General features: G+C 71.1%; 14 protein-coding genes. 11 read left to right on the forward strand and 3 right to left on the reverse strand.

Features of this window, described 5'->3' with window-relative positions; all coding sequences use genetic code 11:
- Nucleotides 1-286 precede the first annotated feature (286 nt).
- Nucleotides 287-1318 (reverse strand): LacI family DNA-binding transcriptional regulator, encoded by a 1032-nt coding sequence (locus ACZ592_RS36425; RefSeq protein WP_471586093.1) that lies wholly within the window; start codon nucleotides 1316-1318, stop codon nucleotides 287-289.
- Nucleotides 1319-1636: 318 nt separating this feature from the next.
- On the opposite strand from ACZ592_RS36425, the gene ACZ592_RS36430 reads away from it, so the two are divergent.
- The 5 genes from ACZ592_RS36430 to ACZ592_RS36450 all read left to right on the forward strand — a co-directional run bounded on the left by ACZ592_RS36430 (nucleotide 1637) and on the right by ACZ592_RS36450 (nucleotide 9373).
- Entirely contained in the window at nucleotides 1637-2935 is a 1299-nt protein-coding gene (locus ACZ592_RS36430; RefSeq protein ID WP_471586019.1) for an extracellular solute-binding protein, read from the forward strand.
- Nucleotides 2936-3000: 65 nt separating this feature from the next.
- Nucleotides 3001-3978 carry a carbohydrate ABC transporter permease gene (locus tag ACZ592_RS36435; protein ID WP_471586020.1) on the forward strand — a complete coding sequence of 326 codons (978 nt, stop codon included), beginning with the start codon at nucleotides 3001-3003 and terminating at the stop codon, nucleotides 3976-3978.
- A 2-nt stretch (nucleotides 3979-3980) separates the two neighbouring features.
- Nucleotides 3981-4904, forward strand: coding sequence for a carbohydrate ABC transporter permease (locus ACZ592_RS36440; protein WP_471586094.1), 924 nt, complete (start codon nucleotides 3981-3983; stop codon nucleotides 4902-4904).
- A gap of 39 nt (nucleotides 4905-4943) precedes the next feature.
- Nucleotides 4944-6209: a glycoside hydrolase 5 family protein gene (locus ACZ592_RS36445; protein ID WP_471586021.1), complete on the forward strand. Its 1266-nt coding sequence runs from the start codon at nucleotides 4944-4946 to the stop codon at nucleotides 6207-6209.
- 146 nt (nucleotides 6210-6355) lie between these two features.
- Nucleotides 6356-9373, forward strand: coding sequence for an alpha-mannosidase (locus tag ACZ592_RS36450; protein WP_471586022.1), 3018 nt, complete (start codon nucleotides 6356-6358; stop codon nucleotides 9371-9373).
- Nucleotides 9374-9392: 19 nt separating this feature from the next.
- Here the strand turns inward: ACZ592_RS36450 and ACZ592_RS36455 are convergent, their stop codons facing one another.
- Complete coding sequence (locus ACZ592_RS36455) at nucleotides 9393-10112, reverse strand: hypothetical protein (protein ID WP_471586023.1); 720 nt, start codon at nucleotides 10110-10112, stop codon at nucleotides 9393-9395.
- Between the two features lie 182 nt (nucleotides 10113-10294).
- Nucleotides 10295-11005, reverse strand: a complete 711-nt coding sequence (locus ACZ592_RS36460; RefSeq protein ID WP_471586024.1) for a FadR/GntR family transcriptional regulator — start codon at nucleotides 11003-11005, stop codon at nucleotides 10295-10297.
- Between the two features lie 211 nt (nucleotides 11006-11216).
- Here ACZ592_RS36460 and ACZ592_RS36465 point away from each other — a divergent pair, with 211 nt between their 5' ends.
- The 6 genes from ACZ592_RS36465 to ACZ592_RS36490 are packed head-to-tail and all read left to right on the forward strand — an operon-like array spanning nucleotide 11217 to nucleotide 18162.
- Nucleotides 11217-12299: a sugar ABC transporter substrate-binding protein gene (locus ACZ592_RS36465; protein ID WP_471586025.1), complete on the forward strand. Its 1083-nt coding sequence runs from the start codon at nucleotides 11217-11219 to the stop codon at nucleotides 12297-12299.
- On the forward strand, nucleotides 12296-13873 hold the full coding sequence (locus tag ACZ592_RS36470) for a sugar ABC transporter ATP-binding protein (protein WP_471586026.1): 1578 nt from the start codon (nucleotides 12296-12298) through the stop codon (nucleotides 13871-13873). Before ACZ592_RS36465 ends, ACZ592_RS36470 begins: the two co-directional genes overlap by 4 nt.
- A complete protein-coding gene (locus ACZ592_RS36475; RefSeq protein ID WP_471586027.1) occupies nucleotides 13866-14915 on the forward strand; it encodes an ABC transporter permease in 1050 nt (349 codons plus the stop codon). The genes ACZ592_RS36470 and ACZ592_RS36475 overlap by 8 nt, the downstream gene beginning before the upstream one ends.
- Before the next feature lie 54 nt (nucleotides 14916-14969).
- The gene (locus ACZ592_RS36480; protein ID WP_471586028.1) at nucleotides 14970-16319 is read left to right on the forward strand and encodes an L-fuconate dehydratase; all 1350 of its coding nucleotides are present in this window, start codon (nucleotides 14970-14972) and stop codon (nucleotides 16317-16319) included.
- Nucleotides 16316-17095, forward strand: coding sequence for an SDR family NAD(P)-dependent oxidoreductase (locus tag ACZ592_RS36485; RefSeq protein WP_471586029.1), 780 nt, complete (start codon nucleotides 16316-16318; stop codon nucleotides 17093-17095). The genes ACZ592_RS36480 and ACZ592_RS36485 overlap by 4 nt, the downstream gene beginning before the upstream one ends.
- A complete protein-coding gene (locus ACZ592_RS36490; RefSeq protein ID WP_471586030.1) occupies nucleotides 17092-18162 on the forward strand; it encodes an aldo/keto reductase in 1071 nt (356 codons plus the stop codon). The genes ACZ592_RS36485 and ACZ592_RS36490 overlap by 4 nt, the downstream gene beginning before the upstream one ends.
- The last annotated feature ends 2 nt before the right edge of the window (nucleotides 18163-18164 follow it).

Consider the following 18164-nt stretch of genomic DNA (forward strand, 5'->3'; position numbering starts at 1 on the left):
CCCACCCCCCCCCCCCCCCCCCCCCCCCCCCCCCCCCCCCCCCCCCCCCCCCCCCCCCCCCCCCCCCCCCCCCCCCCCCCCCCCCCCCCCCCCCCGGCCCTGCCGCTTCGCGGCTTCGTCGGGCGATGGGCCAACTGTTCATCGTGCTGCTCGGCCGCCACCTCGGCTGGTTCGCCCTCTCCTGCCGCTCGGGTGGCTCGCTCGGGGTGTCACTGCCCGCGCCACTCCTGCTCCTGGCACCCGGAGCAGGGATGGCGGTCGTCCGCTGCAGGCAGTGCAAGCACCGTCAGGCCTTCCGTACCCGCACCGGTCGCACCGGCCCCGTGCTCTCCCGCTCGATGAGCCGTGGCAACGGCACCTGCACCGTCGCCGCGGGACCGTCGTCGAGCAGGGCCAGGAGCTCGCGGGCCGCCGTGCGGCCGAACGACACCGTGTCCCGGGACAGGGCCGTCAGCCACGGATGCACCATGCGGCACAGCGCCGAGTCCTCCCAGGCGACCACCGAGACGTCGTCGGGGACCGCGAAGCCCAGGGAGGACGCGGCGGCGACGCCGGCGACGGCCATCACGTCGTTGTCGTACACGAGCGCCGTCGGCGGCTCCGTGGACTCCAGGACCCGGCGGGTCACCGCGGCGCCCTCCGCGTCCGAGTAGTCCGTCGTCACCGAACGCACCCCCGAGAGGCCGCGGCCCGTGGCCTCGACGCGCAGCGTACGGATGCGGCGCTCGGTGTGCGCGAGCCCCCGCAGGCCGGCGATGTGCACGATGCGGCGGTGACCCAGCGCGTGCAGATGGCCCACGACCGACGCCATCGCGCCCGCGTCGTCCGCCCACACCGTGGAGAGTCCGGGGTGCCCCGCGTCCGGGTCCGGCACCCCGCCCGTCACCACCGCGGGCAGCCCGAGCGCGTCCAGGAGTGCGGGGCGGGGGTCGTCCGTGCGCGGGTCCACCACCAGGACGCCGTCGACCCGGTGTTCGGCCCACCAGCGGCGGTAGACCGCGCACTCGGCCTCGACGTCCTCCACCACCTGGAAGAGCAGGCCCAGGTGCCGTTCCGCAAGGACCTCCTGGATGCCCGAGATCAGCTGAAGGAAGAACGAGTCGACGCCCAGGGTCGCCGCCGGGCGTGCCACGACCAGGCCCACCGTCGCCGACCCCTCGCCGGAGAGGGCGCGTGCCGCCGTGCTGGGCCGCCAGCCCAGCTGTTCCGCGACCCTGCGCACCCGGTCGCGGGTGATGTCGGAGACGCCGGGCCGGTCGTTGAGCGCGAAGGAGACGGCGCTCTCGGAGACCCCGGCGCGGCGCGCGATGTCCTTCATGGTCGGCCGGCGCGCCGGTGACCGCTTGCCTTGCACCCGTTGCCCCTTTCCTGGCTCCCGTTTCCTGGCCCACGGATACTAATGCGCTTGAGCTGTCCGACTCTAAAGCGCATTAGTCATCTGCCGCAAGGCCTCCAACAGGCCGCTCTGACCTGCAAAGTTGGTCGGATGATCGACCGATCTTCGATTTCTTTCCCGCGAATCCATTGACTTTGCGCCACCGTTCCATGCAGGGTCTGCCTCGGCGTGGATTGCCCGGCTTGGACGGTTGCAGTCACCGCCGTCTCACGCTGGGCCGAGCAAAGGAGCCGTTTCACCGTGCGTATCTCCCGCATCCCCCGCAGAGCGGTCGCCGCAGGCGCCGTCCTCGCCGTCCTGCTGCCGTTGAGCGCCTGTGGCGACGGAGGCGACGACGGCGGTTCCACGGACGCGTCCGGGAAGATCGAAGGCGACATCACCTTCCAGACCTGGAACCTGAAGGCCAACTTCAAGCCCTACTTCGAGGGTGTGGTCGACGAGTTCGAGAAGAAGTACCCCGGTACGAAGGTCAACTGGGTCGACCAGCCCGGCGAGGGCTACGCCGACAAGATCAGCGCCGATGCCGCGGCGGGCACGCTCCCGGACGTCGTCAACGTCTCGCCCGACCTGGTCGCGCCGCTCGCCAAGGCGGGCATCGCCCTCGACCTCGGCAAGGCCGCGGGGAAGTACGAGAAGGAGTACCTGCCGGGCGCCTGGAAGAGCCACCAGATACCGGGCACGGACGGCACGTACGCCTTCCCCTGGTACCTCAACACCGGCCCGCTCTTCTACAACAAGCGCCTCTTCAAGGACGCCGGCCTCGATCAGGACAAGCCGCCGAAGACGTTCGGCCAGCTCTTCGACAATGCCCTGGCGCTGGCGAAGAAGAGCGACGGCAAGGTCGCCACGCTCGCCAACGTCCCCACCGTCGAGGACTTCGGCCGCTACGGCGTCCCGCTGATGAACAAGGAGGGCACCGGCTTTACGTTCAACGACGCCAAGGGCGTCGAACTCCTCACCAAGTACAAGGAGTTGTACGACGCCAAGGCGCTCGACGGGCAGGCGCTGACCGCCACCCCGGAGTCCACGGGCAAGAAGTTCCTCACCGAGGCCGTGGCCATGAACCCGGGCAGCGCGCTCGACCTGGAGAAGTTCAAGAAGGACGCGCCGAAGCTCTACGAGAACATCGGCATCACCCCGCAGATCAGCAACACCGGCAAGGACAACATGTACGTGATGGGCGTGATGGTGAACGCCCGCACCAAGCAGACCCCGGCCGCCGTCGCCTTCGCGCACTTCGTCACCGACGCCCGGCACCAGATGGAGTTCGCCAAGAAGGTCGCGATCTTCCCCAGCACCAAGGGCTCCCTCGACGACCCGTACTTCACCAAGCAGGACGGCAAGGAGGAGACCCGGGTCCGCGTCGCCGCCGCGAAGTCCATCAAGACCGCGGTGAACTACACGCCCGTGCTGTTCAGCGAGCAGATGAAGGTCGAGCTGCGCAACTCCGTCGCCAAGGCCCTGCAGGGCAAGGAGAGCCCCAAGGAAGCGCTTGACAACGCTGTCAAGAACTGCGACCGGCTGCTCCAGCAGAGCTGACCGCAGAGCTGAGCGGCCCAGCGCAGAGCTGAGCCGCGCCGAGCCACGACCCGGGAACACCAGCCATGAAGAGTCCCACCGCCACCAAGGCGACCTCGTCCGACATCAGCACCGCGGGCCCGGCGCTCAAGCGCCTGCCCGCCGGCGGCCGCAAGGGCGCGGACGGCACCCGCATCCGGCGCCAACTGCCCACCAGCCCCTGGCTCTTCGCGGCCCCCGGGCTCGTGATCGTCGCCGTGTTCATCCTCTATCCGTTCCTCAGCACGCTCAACAACTCCTTCACCGACAAACGGACGTTGATGCCCGGCGGGTACGTGGGCCTCGCCAATTTCCGTGAGCTGCTGCACGACGACATGTTCTGGATCGGCCTGCGCAACAGCACGATCTACGTCCTCGTGGTCGTTCCCGCGCTCGTCCTGCTGCCCCTGCTGCTCGCGATGCTCGTCCAGAAGCACATCCCCGGCATCACCTTCTTCCGGTCCGCCTTCTACACCCCGGTGGTCGCCTCGATCGTCGTCGTGGGTCTGATCTGGGTGTGGATGCTCGACGAGCGCGGCCTGGTCAACGCGGTCCTCGAGGCGGTGGGCGTCGGCAAGGTCGGCTTCCTCAGCGACCAGTGGCTGCTGCTGTTCAGCGCGATGGCCGTCACGGTCTGGAAGGGCCTCGGCTACTACATGATCATCTATCTCGCGGCGCTCGCCAACGTGCCCCGCGAGCTCCACGAGGCGGCGGCGGTCGACGGCGCGGGAGCGTTCCGGCGCTTCCTCACCGTCACCGTGCCCGCCGTGCGCTCCACCATGGTGCTGGTCGGCGCGCTCTCCTCGGTCGCCGCCTTCAAGGTGTTCTCCGAGGTCTATCTGATGGCGGGCCCCACCGGCGGCCCGGCCGGCGAGGACACCACGCTCGTGATGCTGGTGCAGCGCGTCGGCACCGGCCTGACCGGGCGGGTCGGCTACGCCTCGGCCATCTCGGTCGTCGTCTTCGTCGTCACCGTCGCGCTGATGCTGCTCGTGCTGCGGGCGGACCGGAAGGAGGACGCGTGAGCATCTCCGAGAACCAGGCCCGTCCCAAGGACGGCACGCGTCCCGCGCCAAGCGGGCGCCCCAAGGCCCGCCGCGGGCGCCTCACCGACGAGCACGGCCGCCGGATGCCCGTGTGGGAGATCGTCCTGCGCTACGGCCTGCTGCTCGCCGTACTGGCGTTGATGATCGGCCCGTTCCTCTGGCAGCTGTCCACGTCCCTGAAGGGCCCGCACGAGAACATCTTCAGCTCCCCGCCGAAGTTCCTGCCCTCCGACCCGACCTTCCACAACTACGAGCGGGTCGCCGACACCATCCCCGTCTGGGACTACGCGCTCAACTCCCTGAAGGTCGCCGCCGCCAACGTCGTCACCAACTGCGTGGGCGCGACGCTCGCCGGTTACGCCCTGGCGCGGCTGCGCTACCGCGGCCGCAAGGCAGCCACGGTCGTCTTCATCCTGGCCATGCTGGTGCCCGTCGAGGGAATCATCATCGCCCAGTTCACGACCATGCGTGAGCTCGGCCTCAACAACACCCTCATCGGTGTGCTGCTGCCCGGCTGCGTCTCCGCGCTCAACGTCCTGCTGATGCGCAACGCCTTCCTCAACGTGCCCTACGAGATCGAGGAAGCCGCGTTCGTGGACGGCGCGAACGTCTGGCAGCGCTTCCTGCGCATCGCGCTGCCCGCGGTCAAGGGCACCCTCGCGGTCGTCGCGATCTTCGCCTTCATGGGCGCCTGGGACGACTTCCTGTGGCCGCTGATCGTGCTCAGCGACCCGGACCGGTTCACGCTCACCATCGGCCTGAACTACCTCCACGGCACCTTCGCCAACGACGAGCGCCTCGTCGCCGCGGGCACGGTCATCGCCGTGCTCCCGCTGATCGTCCTCTTCGCCTGCCTGCAGCGGTACTTCTTCCGCGGTGTGGGCGAGGGCGCGGTCAAGGGCTGAGCGGCACCACCCCGAACTCCGAAGAACCAGGATCCGCACTTGCCTTCCGCATCGCCTTCCCCGTCGCCTTCGGGCACGCCGCGCTTCGGCGCCAACTACACACCCGGCCAGGGGTGGTTCCACCACTGGCTGGACTTCGACATCGACGCCGTACGCGCCGACCTCGACGCGATCGCCGGGCTGGGCCTCGACCACATCAGGGTCTTCCCGATCTGGCCGTACTTCCAGCCCAACCGCACCCTGATCCGCCCCCGCGCCGTCGACCAGCTCGTCCAGCTCGCCGACGCCGCCGCCGAACGCGGCCTCGACGTCAACGTCGACGGACTCCAGGGACACCTGTCGAGCTTCGACTTCCTCCCCGCGTGGACGCAGACCTGGCACCGGCGCAACATCTTCACCGACCCGGACGTGGTGTCCGGGCAGGCCGAGTACCTGCGCACCCTCGCCGCCGCCCTCGCCGACCGGCCGAACTTCATCGGCATGACCATCGGCAACGAGATCAACCAGTTCTCGGCGGGCCCGCACCCCGACCCGGACCGCATCACCGAGGAGCAGGCCGAGACCTGGCTGCGCACGGTGCTGGCCGCCTGTGAGGAGGGTGCCCCCGGCAAGCTGCACCTGCACGCCGAGTACGACGCCGCCTGGTACCAGGACGACCAGCCCTTCACCCCCGCGCAGGCCGCCCGCCTCGGCGCGGTGACGGCCGTGCACTCCTGGGTGTTCAACGGCACGGCCCAGCGCCACGGACGGACGGGCACGGCGACCCGTACCCATGCCGCGTACATGATCGAGCTCTCCAAGGCCTGGGCGCTCGACCCGGGCCGCCCCGTCTGGCTCCAGGAGGTCGGCGCGCCCGCGCCCCTGATCCCCGCCGAGCACGCCGCGGCCTTCACCGAGGACACCATCGAGGCGGCGCTCGACTGCCAGGACGTGTGGGGCGTCACCTGGTGGTGCTCCCACGACGTCTCGCGCGACCTCGCGGATTTCCCCGAGCTCGAGTACAGCCTCGGTCTGCTGACCAACGAGGGGAAGGTCAAGCCCGCGGGCGCCGCGATCAGCCGGATCGTGCGGGAGTGGCGCGGCCGGACGTACGCGCCCGCGGTCCGTACGACGGCGCTGGTCGTCGAGGACGACACGACGAAGCGTACGGAGTGTGCGCCCGGGGGAGCGGTGTTCGAGGCGTTCGCCCGCCTCGTCGCCGACGGGGTGCGGCCGACGGTCGTCCTCGCGAGCCGGGGCGCCGACGCGGAACATCTCGCTGCGCGGGGCATTGGCGACGTCGTGTTGCCCTCGGACGTGGGGTAGGCGCCCGTCCGCCGACCGGCACGGGCCTCCGCCCAGGGCCCCGCTCCTCGAACGCCGGAGGGGCTGATATCCCCAACCTCAGTCCCCAATCCCCAGTCCCCTGACTACTGACAGATTCACCGACCGACCCTCCCGGGAGACCCCTCATGCATGACGACCGCACCCTGGTCGAAGCCCGTCTCAAGCGCGTTCTGGACGAGCGCATCAGGCCCGCCGTGTATCCCGTGTCCGTGCCGCTCGACGTGGCGGTGTGGGACGCGCCCGGCGAGCCCGTTCCGGTGAGTGAAGGGCTCGCCGCCGAGCCGTCGCCCACCGCGGTCGGCGAGCGGTGGGGTGCGCCCTGGGGGACCAGCTGGTTCCGGGTGACCGGGACCGTGCCGCAGGAGTGGGCGGGCAGGACCGTCGAGGCGATCCTCGACCTCGGCTTCGACGAGAACATGCCGGGCTTCCAGTGCGAAGGCCTGGTCTACCGGCCCGACGGCACGCCCGTGAAGGGCCTCAACCCGCGCAACCAGTGGGTGCGGATCGCCGCCCCCGCCGAGGGCGGCGAAGAGGTGCGCCTGCACGTCGAGGCCGCGTCCAACCCCGTCATCCTCGACTACCACCCCTTCCTGCCCACGCAGCTGGGCGACAAGGAGACCGCCGGCAGCGAGCCCCAGTACAAGCTGGAGCGCATGGACCTCGCCGTCTTCGACGAGACGGTGTGGCAGCTCGTCATCGACCTCGAAGTCCTCGGCGAGCTGATGCAGGAGCTGCCCGAGAACTCCGGGCGGCGCTACGACATCGTCCGCGCGGTCGGCCGCGCCCTGGACGCCGTCGACCTGCAGGACGTGAACGGCTCGGCCGCCGCCGCGCGTGCGCTGCTCGAAGGGGTGCTCACCACGCCCGCCGAGCCCTCCGCGCACCGCATCAGCGCCGTCGGCCACGCCCACATCGACTCGGCGTGGCTGTGGCCGCTGCGCGAGACGGTGCGCAAGGTGGCGCGTACGACGTCGAACATGACCGCCCTCATCGAGGACGAGCCGGACTTCGTGTTCGCGATGTCGCAGGCCCAGCAGTGGGCGTGGATCAAGGAGCACCGCCCCGAGGTGTGGGCGAAGGTCAAGAAGGCCGTCGCCGACGGACGGTTCGTGCCCGCGGGCGGGATGTGGGTCGAGTCGGACACGAACATGCCGGGCTCGGAGGCGATGGCCCGTCAGTTCGTGCACGGCAAGCGGTTCTTCCTCGACGAGTTCGGCGTCGAGAACGACGAGGCGTGGCTGCCCGACACCTTCGGCTTCGCCGCCGGCCTGCCGCAGATCATCAAGGCGGCCGGCTCCAAGTGGCTGCTCACGCAGAAGATCTCGTGGTCGCAGACCAACCGCTTCCCGCACCACACCTTCAACTGGGAAGGCATCGACGGCACCCGCATCTTCACGCACTTCCCGCCCGTCGACACCTACAACTGCTCGATGAAGGGCAGCGAGATCGCCCACGCGGCGAAGAACTTCAAGGACAAGGGCGTTGCCCGGCACTCCCTCGCGCCCACCGGCTGGGGCGACGGAGGCGGCGGCACGACCCGCGAGATGATCGCCAAGGCGGGGCGCCTGCGCGACCTGGAGGGCTCGGCGACCGTCCAGTGGGAGACCCCCGCCGCCTTCTTCGAGAAGGCCGAGGCCGAGTACCCGAACGCCCCCGTCTGGGTGGGTGAGCTCTACCTCGAACTGCACCGCGCCACCCTCACCAGCCAGGCCGGCACCAAGCAGGGCAACCGTCGCAGCGAGCACCTGCTGCGCGAGGCGGAGCTGTGGGCCGCTACGGCCGCCGTCCGCGACACCGAATTCGCCTATCCCTACGAGCAGTTGGACCGCATCTGGAAGACGGTGCTGCTCCACCAGTTCCACGACATCCTGCCCGGCTCGTCCATCGCCTGGGTGCACCGCGAGGCCCGCGCGACCTATGCGGCGCTGGCCCAGGAACTGAACGGCATCATCGACAGGGCGCAGCGCGCGCTGGCGGGCGAGGGCTCCGGCGCGCTGGTCTTCAACTCCGCGCCGCACACCCGCGATGGCGTCCCCGCGGGCGGCGCCCGCGCCGCGGCGGTCGAGGGCCAGTCCGGCATCGCCTCGCGCGCGGACGGCGGTTTCGTCCTCGACAACGGCCTGCTGCGGGTGGAGATCGACGGGCGCGGCCTGGTCGTGTCCGCGTACGACCGGGTGGCCGACCGGGAGACCGTCGCCCCCGGGCAGCCGGCGAACCTGCCGCAGGTCCACGCCGACTTCCCCAACATGTGGGACGCGTGGGACGTCGACGAGTTCTACCGCAACACCGTCACCGACCTCGTCGAGGCGGACCGGGTCGAGCCGGGCGACGGTGCCTCCGTCCGGATCGTGCGCACCTTCGGCGGCTCGCGGCTCACGCAGGTGCTCTCGCTGGAGCCGGGCGTGCGGCGCCTGGACATCGACACCGAGGTCGACTGGCACGAGACGGAGAAGTTCCTCAAGCTCGCCTTCCCGCTCGACATCCACGCGGAGCGGTACGCGTCGGAGACCCAGTTCGGGCACTTCTACCGCGCGACGCACACCAACACGAGCTGGGAAGCCGCCAAGTTCGAGGCGTGCAACCACCGCTTCGTGCACATCGAGGAGCCGGGCTGGGGCGTCGCGCTGGTCAACGACTCGACGTACGGCCACGACGTGACCCGCGCGGTCCGCACCGAGGACTCCGGTACGACCACCACGGTCCGGGTCTCCCTGCTGCGCGCCCCGCGCTTCCCCGACCCGGAGACGGACCAGGGCGTGCACCGTTTCCGGCACGCGCTGGTGCCGGGTGCGGCGATCGGTGACGCGGTGCGCGAGGGCTACCGCATCAACCTGCCCGAGCGCCGCCTCACCGGCGGCTCCGACGTGTCGCCGCTGGTGACGGTGGACGACGACGCCGTGGTCGTCACGGCCGTCAAGCTCGCCGACGACGGCAGCGGAGACGTCGTCGTCCGCTTCCACGAGTCGCGCGGCGGCCGGGCCAGGGCCACGCTGACGGCCGGGTTCACGGCGGGCTCGGTCGCGGTGACCGACCTGCTGGAGCGGCCGCTCGACGGGGTGGCGGCACCGGAGCTCGCGGGCGATGCGGTGACGGTGCCGCTGCGGCCGTTCGAGCTGGTGACCCTGCGGTTCACGCGGGGCTGACGTCCGGCGCCGAGCCCCCTCACCCGTCGGTCCGCAGCCACACGCGCAGCGGGCCGACGGGTTCGAACCCCTGACGGACGGCGGCCGCGAGGTCGTCGCCGCCCTCGTACCCGACGACCGGCACACCCGGCCACAGCCGGTCCGTGGCCGCCAGGCAGGAGCGCCAGGCGGCGTCCAGGTCGTCGTCGGCGGCGAAGAGGTTGGAGACGCCGACCACGGAGGCGGCGGGGTAGGCGACGGCGCCCGCCGTGATGTCTCCGCCGACGGTGGCCGCGAGGAAGATCGCGCCGTCGTCGAGCAGGGCGGGCCGGAACAGTCCGTCGCTCGTCCCGTCCCCGTTCCACGCCTTCTCCCAGGCGACGAGCGCGTCGGCCCCCTCGACGGCCTCCCAGCCCCCGTCCCCGGGTTCCCGCCGGTGTGCTGTGGCGGCACGGTGGATCCACTGCGCCTCGAACAGCACCTCGAAGCCGGCCGCGGAGAGGTCGAGCGAGCCGAAGCTGTCCTTGACGGACGCGCCCGGTGACGTGACGTCGATACGGGGCGGCACGTCCTCGGGTGTCACGTCGGGCGAGAGCGTCACGGCGTCGGGGTACAGCGGGGGAGTGCGCACGGAACTGGCCCACAGGTCCCCCTCGACGGTCCCCGCCACTCCGTGGGAACGGCAGACGGCAGCGCACCACTCGGCGTTGTTGCGTACGGCCGAGGTCAGGGACGGGGTGTTGCGCGGGTCAGTGATCACCAGGGGATGGTGCCAGAAGGGCCCTCCGCGTGGCGCCTGCTTTTCTCCGCCTCCCCCCGACCTCAGGCGGATTCGAGGACCGGACGGATCTCGATCGTCTCCGGGGTCGTCCAGCCACCTCCTCACCCGCACAGCCGCGAAGTCGCCCGCACAGCCGTGCCCTCACCCGCACAGCCGCGCCCTCACCCGTCCAACTGCGACCGCAGCCACTCCTCGACCTCGCCCACGTGTGCCGCCGCCGCGGCCCGTGCCGCCTCCGGGTCGCGGGCCAGCAGGGCGCGGTGGATGCGGGCGTGCTCCCTGCGGGTGCGTTCGAAGGCGCCCTCCTCCTGGTAGCCGCGCCACACCCGGGCGCGGAAGGTGCGCGAGGAGAGGCCCTCCAGGATCGCGGCCATCGTGTCGTTGCCCGCCGCGAAGGCGATCGTGCGGTGGAACGCCAGGTCGTGGGAGAGGATCTCCTCCGGGTCTTCGGTGGCGTTCATCGCCTCCAAGTGTTTCTCGACGTCGGCCAGTTGGTCCGCGGAGATCCGGGCCGCCGCCAGCGCGGTGGCGGTGGACTCCAGGACGCGGCGCACTTCCAGGAGCTCGACCAGTTGCGGTCCCCGGGACAGGTCCGCCACGACCCCGAAGGTCTCCAGGAGGTCGCCGGCCTCCAGTTGTGTCACGTAGATGCCGGAGCCGTGCCGGGCCTCCAGGACGCCGAGCACGGTGAGTGCGCGGATCGCCTCGCGCATCGAGCTGCGGGAGATGCCGAGCTGAACGGCCAGGTCCCGTTCCGTGGGCAGGCGCTGGCCCGGCTCCAGGCGGCCCTCGCCGATCATCGCCTTGATCTGCTCGATGGCCCGCTGCGTCACGGTGCCCTTCTGCGGGGCGGACTGGTCTGGCTGGTCCACGTAACGCTCCTCCACTGGCCGAGTGCGCCGCAGTCTAGCCAGAGATGTGGTCCGACCACTACGGCCGGAAAGCGCGAAAAGTTGACGACGAGGGGTGTTGTGGGCGCCAAGTGGTCTGATAAATATTCGCGTCATCAGGTCCCTGGGAACCGCTCGATCCCCCTTGATTCCCCTCGACCCCGTTCGCTCTCCACCGGTGAGGAGCCGTCAGATGCCCGGCAGGAATGTGCGCAACAGGCCCAGCAGGACGGGCACGTCGCGGGCGGTGCGCGCCGCGGCGGCGGCCGCCTGCGCGTCCCTCGTGCTCGCGGCGTGCGGCAGTACGAAGGACACCGCCGCATCGGGTGGTGGCGGGGGCGGCGAGGGCAAGGTCGGGGTGGTCCTTCCCCTGCTGACCTCGCCGTTCTGGCAGTCGTACAACGACTACGTGCCGAAGATGGCGAAGTCCGAGGATGTCGACGCGATGAAGACCGTCAACTCCAACAGCGACCCCTCGCAGCAGATCACCGACATCAATAACCAGCTCAACCAGGGCGTGAAGGGCCTCGTCGTGGCGCCGCTCGACAGCGCCGCGATCTCCGCGGGCCTCGACCAGGCCGACCGCAAGGGTGTGCCCGTGGTCGCCGTGGACGTCGCGCCCGAGGAGGGCGAGGTCGCGATGGTGGTGCGGGCCGACAACGTCGCCTACGGCGAGAAGGCCTGTGACTACCTGGGCGGTCAGGTCACGTCCGGAAAGGTCGTGCAGATCATGGGTGACCTGGCGTCCGTCAACGGCCGTGAGCGCTCCAAGGCCTTCCGCGACTGCGTGAAGAAGAAGTACCCGAAACTGAAGGTCCTGGAGATCCCCGCCAAGTGGGAGTCGGACACGGCCGCGGCCAAGCTGGACACCCTGCTCAACTCCAACCCCGACATCAAGGGCATCTACCTGCAGGCCGGCGGCGTGTACCTCGCGCCCACCCTGCAGACCCTCAAGTCGAAGAAGATGCTCAAGAAGGCGGGCGAGGAGGGCCACATCACCGTCATCTCGAACGACGGCATCCCGCAGGAGTTCGACGCCATCCGCAAGGGCCAGATCGACGCGACCGTCTCGCAGCCGGCCGACGCCTACGCCAAGTACGGCATGTACTACATCAAGGCCGCGATGAACGGGAAGAAGTTCCGGCCCGGACCCACCGACCACGACTCCGAGATCGTCAAGCTGCCCAACGGCGTGCTGGAGGACCAGCTGCCCGCCCCGCTGGTCACCAAGGAGAACGTCGACGACGCCAAGCTGTGGGGCAACACGGTCAAATGACTACCCCGACGACCAAGCCCCCCACCGGCCGGGCCGGCGCGACCCCGCTCGTCGAGGCGTCCGGCATCGTCAAGCGGTACGGACCCACCGTCGCGCTGCGGGACGGCCGCCTGACCGTCCTGCCCGGCGAGTCGCACGCCCTCGTCGGCCGCAACGGCGCGGGCAAGTCCACCCTCGTCACCGTCCTCACCGGACTCCAGGCCCCGGACGAGGGCACCGTCCGCTTCGACGGCGAGCCCGCGCCCCCGCTCACCGACCGTGACGCCTGGCGCCGCAAGGTCGCCTGCGTCTACCAGAAGCCCACCGTCGTCCCCGAACTGACGGTCGCCGAGAACCTCTTCATCAACCGGCAGCCCGAGGGTCGCGGCGGCTTCATCAGCTGGCGCAGGCTGCGCACCGAGGCGGCGCGGGTCCTTGAGACCTGGGACGTGCACGTCGACCCCGAGGCGCGCACCGCCGACCTGAAGGTCGAGGACCGCCAAATGGTGGAGATCGCACGGGCGTTGAGCTTCGGCGCCCGCTTCATCGTCCTCGACGAGCCGACCGCGCAGCTCGACAACCGCGAGATCGAGCGCCTCTTCACCCGCATGCGCGCCCTGCAGGAATCCGGCGTCACCTTCCTGTTCATCTCGCACCACCTCCAGGAGGTGTACGAGGTGTGCCAGACCGTCACCGTGCTGCGCGACGCCCGCTGGATCACCAGCGCACCCGTCGCCGACCTGCCGCGCGGCGCTCTGGTGGAGGCCATGGCGGGTGAGGTCATCACCGAGCAGGCCGAGGCCGAGCGGGCGGTGGCGCGCACCGGGGCCCCCGCCGACGCGCCGGTCATGCTCGACGTGCGGGGCCTGACGAGCGAGTCGTACACCGGTATCGACCTGAGCGTCCGCAAGGGCGAGGTCGTCGGTCTCGCCGGGTCCAGCGGCAGCGGCAAGATCAACCTCGCGGAGAGCTTCGCCGGACTGCACACCCCGACCGCGGGGTCAGCCCAACTGGACGGTCTTGCCCTGCCGTTCGGCGACGTGAGCGCCGCCCTGCGCGCCGGGGTCGGCTGCGTCCCGCGCGACCGCCACGACCAGGGCCTCGTCTTCGGCATGACCATCGGCGACAACGCCACGATGAGCGTCCTCGACCGGCTCGGCCGCCACGGCTTCATCGGCACCGACACCAGGCGCCGCTTCGCCGACGACCTCATCCAGCGCCTCGACATCCATGCACAGGGCCCCGACCAGCCCGTCTCCGACCTCTCCGGCGGCAACGCCCAGAAGGTCGTCATGGCCCGGGCGCTCGCCACCGACCCGCGCCTGCTGGTCCTGATCAACCCGACCGCGGGCGTCGACGTGAAGTCCAAGGAGTCCCTGCTCGCCCGCATGGACCACGCCCGCGAGGACGGCACCGCCGTCCTGGTCGTCTCCGACGAACTGGACGACCTGCGCCGCTGCGACCGCGTACTCGTCCTCTTCCACGGCCGGATCGTCGCGGAGCACGCGGCGGGCTTCCACGACCACGAGCTGATCGCCTCCATCGAAGGGGTCACCGAACAACAAACTGAGGGAGTTGACCGAGACCGTGGCTGACATCAAGGCCCCGACGGCCGCACCGGCCACCCGGGACGCGGGACCCGCCAAGACCGACAACGCACGCGCCCAGGCGCGTGCCGTCCTGTTCCGCCGCGCCCGTGAACTCGCCCTCGTGCCCGCCCTGTTGCTGCTCATCCTGCTCGGCGCGCTGGTCAACGACTCGTTCCTGACCGAGCGCAACCTCATCTCCATCCTCGGCGCATCCGCCGCGCTCGCGATGGTCGTCCTCGCCGAGTCGCTCGTCCTGATCACCGGCAAGTTCGACCTGTCCCTGGAGTCGGTCGTCGGCATCGCCCCCGCAGTCGGCGCGCTCCTCGTCCTGCCCGCCGCCCAGGCCGGCTTCGGCACGGACCTGCCCGCCTTCGTCGGCATCCTCGCCATCCTGCTCGTCGGCGCGGCCATCGGCGCCTTCAACGGCATCCTCGTCGTGAAACTCAAGCTCAACGCGTTCATCGTGACGCTCGCCATGCTGATCGTGCTGCGCGGCCTGCTCGTCGGCGCCACCGAGGGCAAGACCCTGTTCGGCATGCCCGACGCCTTCTACACCCTGGCCACCTCCACCTTCCTGAGCATCCCGATGTCGGTGTGGCTCGCGGCGGCGGCCTTCGGCATCGCGGGCTTCGTCCTCAAGTACCACCGGGTGGGCCGCGCCCTGTACGCCATCGGCGGCAACCCGGACGCGGCGCGCGCCGCCGGTATCCGCGTGGAACGCGTCATGCTCGGCGTGTTCGTCGTCGCCGGGGTCCTCGCCTCGGTCGGCGGACTCATGCAGACCGGATACGTCGGCGCCATCAACGCCAACCAGGGCCAGAACATGATCTTCACCGTGTTCGCCGCCGCGGTCATCGGCGGCATCAGCCTCGACGGCGGCAAGGGCACCATGTTCGGCGCCCTCACCGGCGTCCTGCTGCTCGGCGTCGTACAGAACCTGCTCACCCTCGCCCAGGTCCCGTCCTTCTGGATCCAGGCCATCTACGGCGGAATCATCCTGGTCGCCCTGATGATCGCCCGCGTCACCACGGGCCGCGCACAGGACTGACCGCCCGGCGCTCCGTCCTGCCCGCGGCCCCGCCCCTTTCCGGAAAGGCCTCCTGTGTCCCCGACCCCCGCCCGCATCACCGCGGTAGACACCTTCGACATACGGTTCCCGACCTCCCGGGAGCTGGACGGGTCCGACGCCATGAACCCGGACCCCGACTACTCCGCCGCCTACGTCGTGCTGCGCACCGACGCCGGGGACGGCCTGGAGGGGCACGGCTTCACCTTCACCATCGGCCGCGGCAACGAGGTCCAGGTCGCCGCGATCCAGTCCCTGCGCCACCACGTGGTCGGCCGCCCGCTCGACGAGCTCTGCGCCGACCCCGGCACCGTCAACCGCGACCTGATCGGCGACAGCCAGCTGCGCTGGCTCGGCCCCGAGAAGGGCGTGATGCACATGGCCATCGGCGCCGTCGTCAACGCCGTCTGGGACCTCGCCGCCAAGCGGGCCCGCAAGCCGCTGTGGGAGCTGCTGGCCGACGCCACGCCCGAATGGCTCGTCTCCCAGGTCGACTTCCGCTACATCGCCGACGCCCTCACCCCCGAGGAGGCCCTCGGTCTGCTGCGGGCCGGCCGGACCGGCGCGGCGGAGCGCACCGCGCTGCTCAGGGAGCACGGCTTCCCCGGCTACACCACCTCGCCCGGCTGGCTCGGCTACAGCGACGAGAAGCTCACCCGCCTCGCCCGCCAGGCCGTCGCCGACGGCTTCACCCAGATCAAACTGAAGGTCGGCGCGGACCTCGCCGACGACATCCGCCGCTGCCGCACCGCCCGCGAGGCGATCGGCCCCGGCATCCGCATGGCGATCGACGCCAACCAGCGCTGGAACGTCGACGAGGCCGTCCGCTGGACGCGCGCGCTCGCCCAGTTCGACCCCTACTGGGTGGAGGAGCCCACCAGCCCGGACGACGTCCTCGGCCATGCCGCGATCCGCGCCGCCGTCACCCCCGTCAAGATCGCCACCGGCGAGCACGTGCAGAACCGCATCGTCTTCAAGCAGCTCCTCCAGGCCGGCGCCATCGACATCCTCCAGATCGACGCGGCACGCGTCGGCGGCGTCAACGAGAACCTCGCGATCCTGCTGCTCGCCGCCAAGTTCGGCGTCCCCGTCTGCCCGCACGCCGGCGGCGTCGGCCTCTGCGAGCTCGTCCAGCACCTGTCGATGTTCGACTACGTGGCGCTCGCGGGCACCACGGAGAACCGCGTCATCGAGTACGTCGACCACCTCCACGAGCACTTCACCGACCCGGTCGTGGTGCGCGCGGGCCACTACGCGGCCCCGACCGCACCGGGATTCTCGGCGACCATGCGGGCCGAGTCCGTCGCCGAGTTCACCTACCCCGGCGGCACCTTCTGGGCCGCCGACCTCGCCCACCGGACGCACGAGAAGGGAGCCGCGGCATGACGCTCGCGCAGGACACGGTCGCCCAGGACTTCGAGGGGCTCACGGCCCTGGTCACCGGCGGCGCCTCCGGCATCGGCCGGGCCACCGCCGAACTCCTCGCCGCACGCGGCGCCCGCGTCGCCGTGCTCGACCTCGACCCGGGCGGCGTGGCGAAACCGCTGCACGGCTACACCGCCGACGTCGGCGACGACGTGTCCGTGCGGGCGGCCGTCGCGTCGGCCGCCGCCGACCTCGGCGGCCTCGACGTCCTGGTCAACAACGCGGGCATCGGCGCGCAGGGCACCGTCGAGGACAACGACGACACCCAATGGCACACCGTCCTCGACGTCAACGTCCTCGGGATCGTCCGCACCACCCGCGCAGCCCTGCCCCACCTGCGGGCCTCCTCCCGCGCGGCCGTCGTGAACACCTGCTCCATCGCCGCGACCGCGGGCCTCCCGCAGCGCGCCCTGTACGCGGCGTCGAAGGGAGCGGTGCTCTCCCTCACGCTGGCGATGGCCGCCGACCACGTGCGCGAAGGCGTACGAGTCAACTGCGTCAACCCCGGCACCGTCGACACCCCGTGGGTCGGCAGGCTCCTGGACGCCGCCCCCGACCCGGACGCCGAACGGAGCGCACTGGCGGCCCGCCAGCCCACCGGCCGCCTGGTCTCGGCCGACGAGGTCGCGGGCGCCATCGCTTACCTGGCGAGCCCCCTGTCCGGCGCCACCACCGGCACCGCCCTCGCCGTCGACGGCGGCATGCAGGGCCTGCGCCTGCGGCCGGTGGGCCGGTGAGCGGCCTGGCGCGGCGGCGCCTCGGACCCGGCGGCGTCGAGGTGACCGAGCTGTCCTTCGGCGCCGCCGGCATCGGCAACCTCTACTCGCCGATCACCGACGCGGAGGCGGCCACCGCCCTCGACCACGCCTGGAACGCCGGCATCCGCTACTTCGACACCGCCCCGCACTACGGCCTCGGCCTCTCCGAGCGCCGCCTGGGCCAGGCCCTGCGCGGCCGGGACCGCTCCTCGTACGTCATCTCCACCAAGGTCGGCAGGATCCTGGAGCCGGTGGACGAGGTGTCCGGAGACGACCTCGCCGACGGCGGCTTCGCCGTGCCGAGGACGCACCGCAGGATCTGGGACTTCAGCGCGGACGGCGTGCGCCGCTCCATCGAGTCCAGCCTCACCCGCCTCGGCGTCGACCGCGTCGACGTCGTCTTCCTGCACGACCCCGACCACCACGGCGAGGAAGCCTTCCGCGAGGGCTACCCGGCCCTGGAGAGACTGCGCTCCGAAGGTGTCGTCGGCGCGATCGGCGCGGGCATGAACCAGGCGGAGATGCTCACCCGGTTCGTCCGCGACACCGACGTCGACGCGGTGCTCTGCGCGGGCCGTTACACGCTCCTCGACCATCAGGCCCTCACCGAGCTGCTGCCCGCGGCGAGCGTGCGCGGCGCGTCGGTCGTCATCGGCGGCGTCTTCAACTCCGGGCTGCTCGCCGACCCCAAGCCAGGGGCGCGGTTCGACTACACCGAGGCGCCGCCCGCACTGCTGGCGCGCGCCCGTGCCCTGCACACCCTCGCCGGGCGGCACGGCACCACGCTGCGGGCCGCCGCGCTGGCCTTCCCGTTCGGCCATCCGGCGGTCGCCAGCGTGCTCGTCGGCATCCACGCGCCCGAGCAGGTCACCGACGCCGCCGAACAGTTCGCGGCCGAGGTGCCCGCCGCCTTCTGGCAGGAGGCACGGGAGGAGGGGCTGCTGCCCGCGGAGGTGCCGGTGCCCGCAGAAGGCACGCGGGTACCGGCCCCCAGAGACGGGCGGGACGACATACCGGGTGCCGTACGGGGAAAGGACGGCCTGTGAGG

It is taken from the genome of Streptomyces sp. NPDC040622, assembly GCF_055593965.1.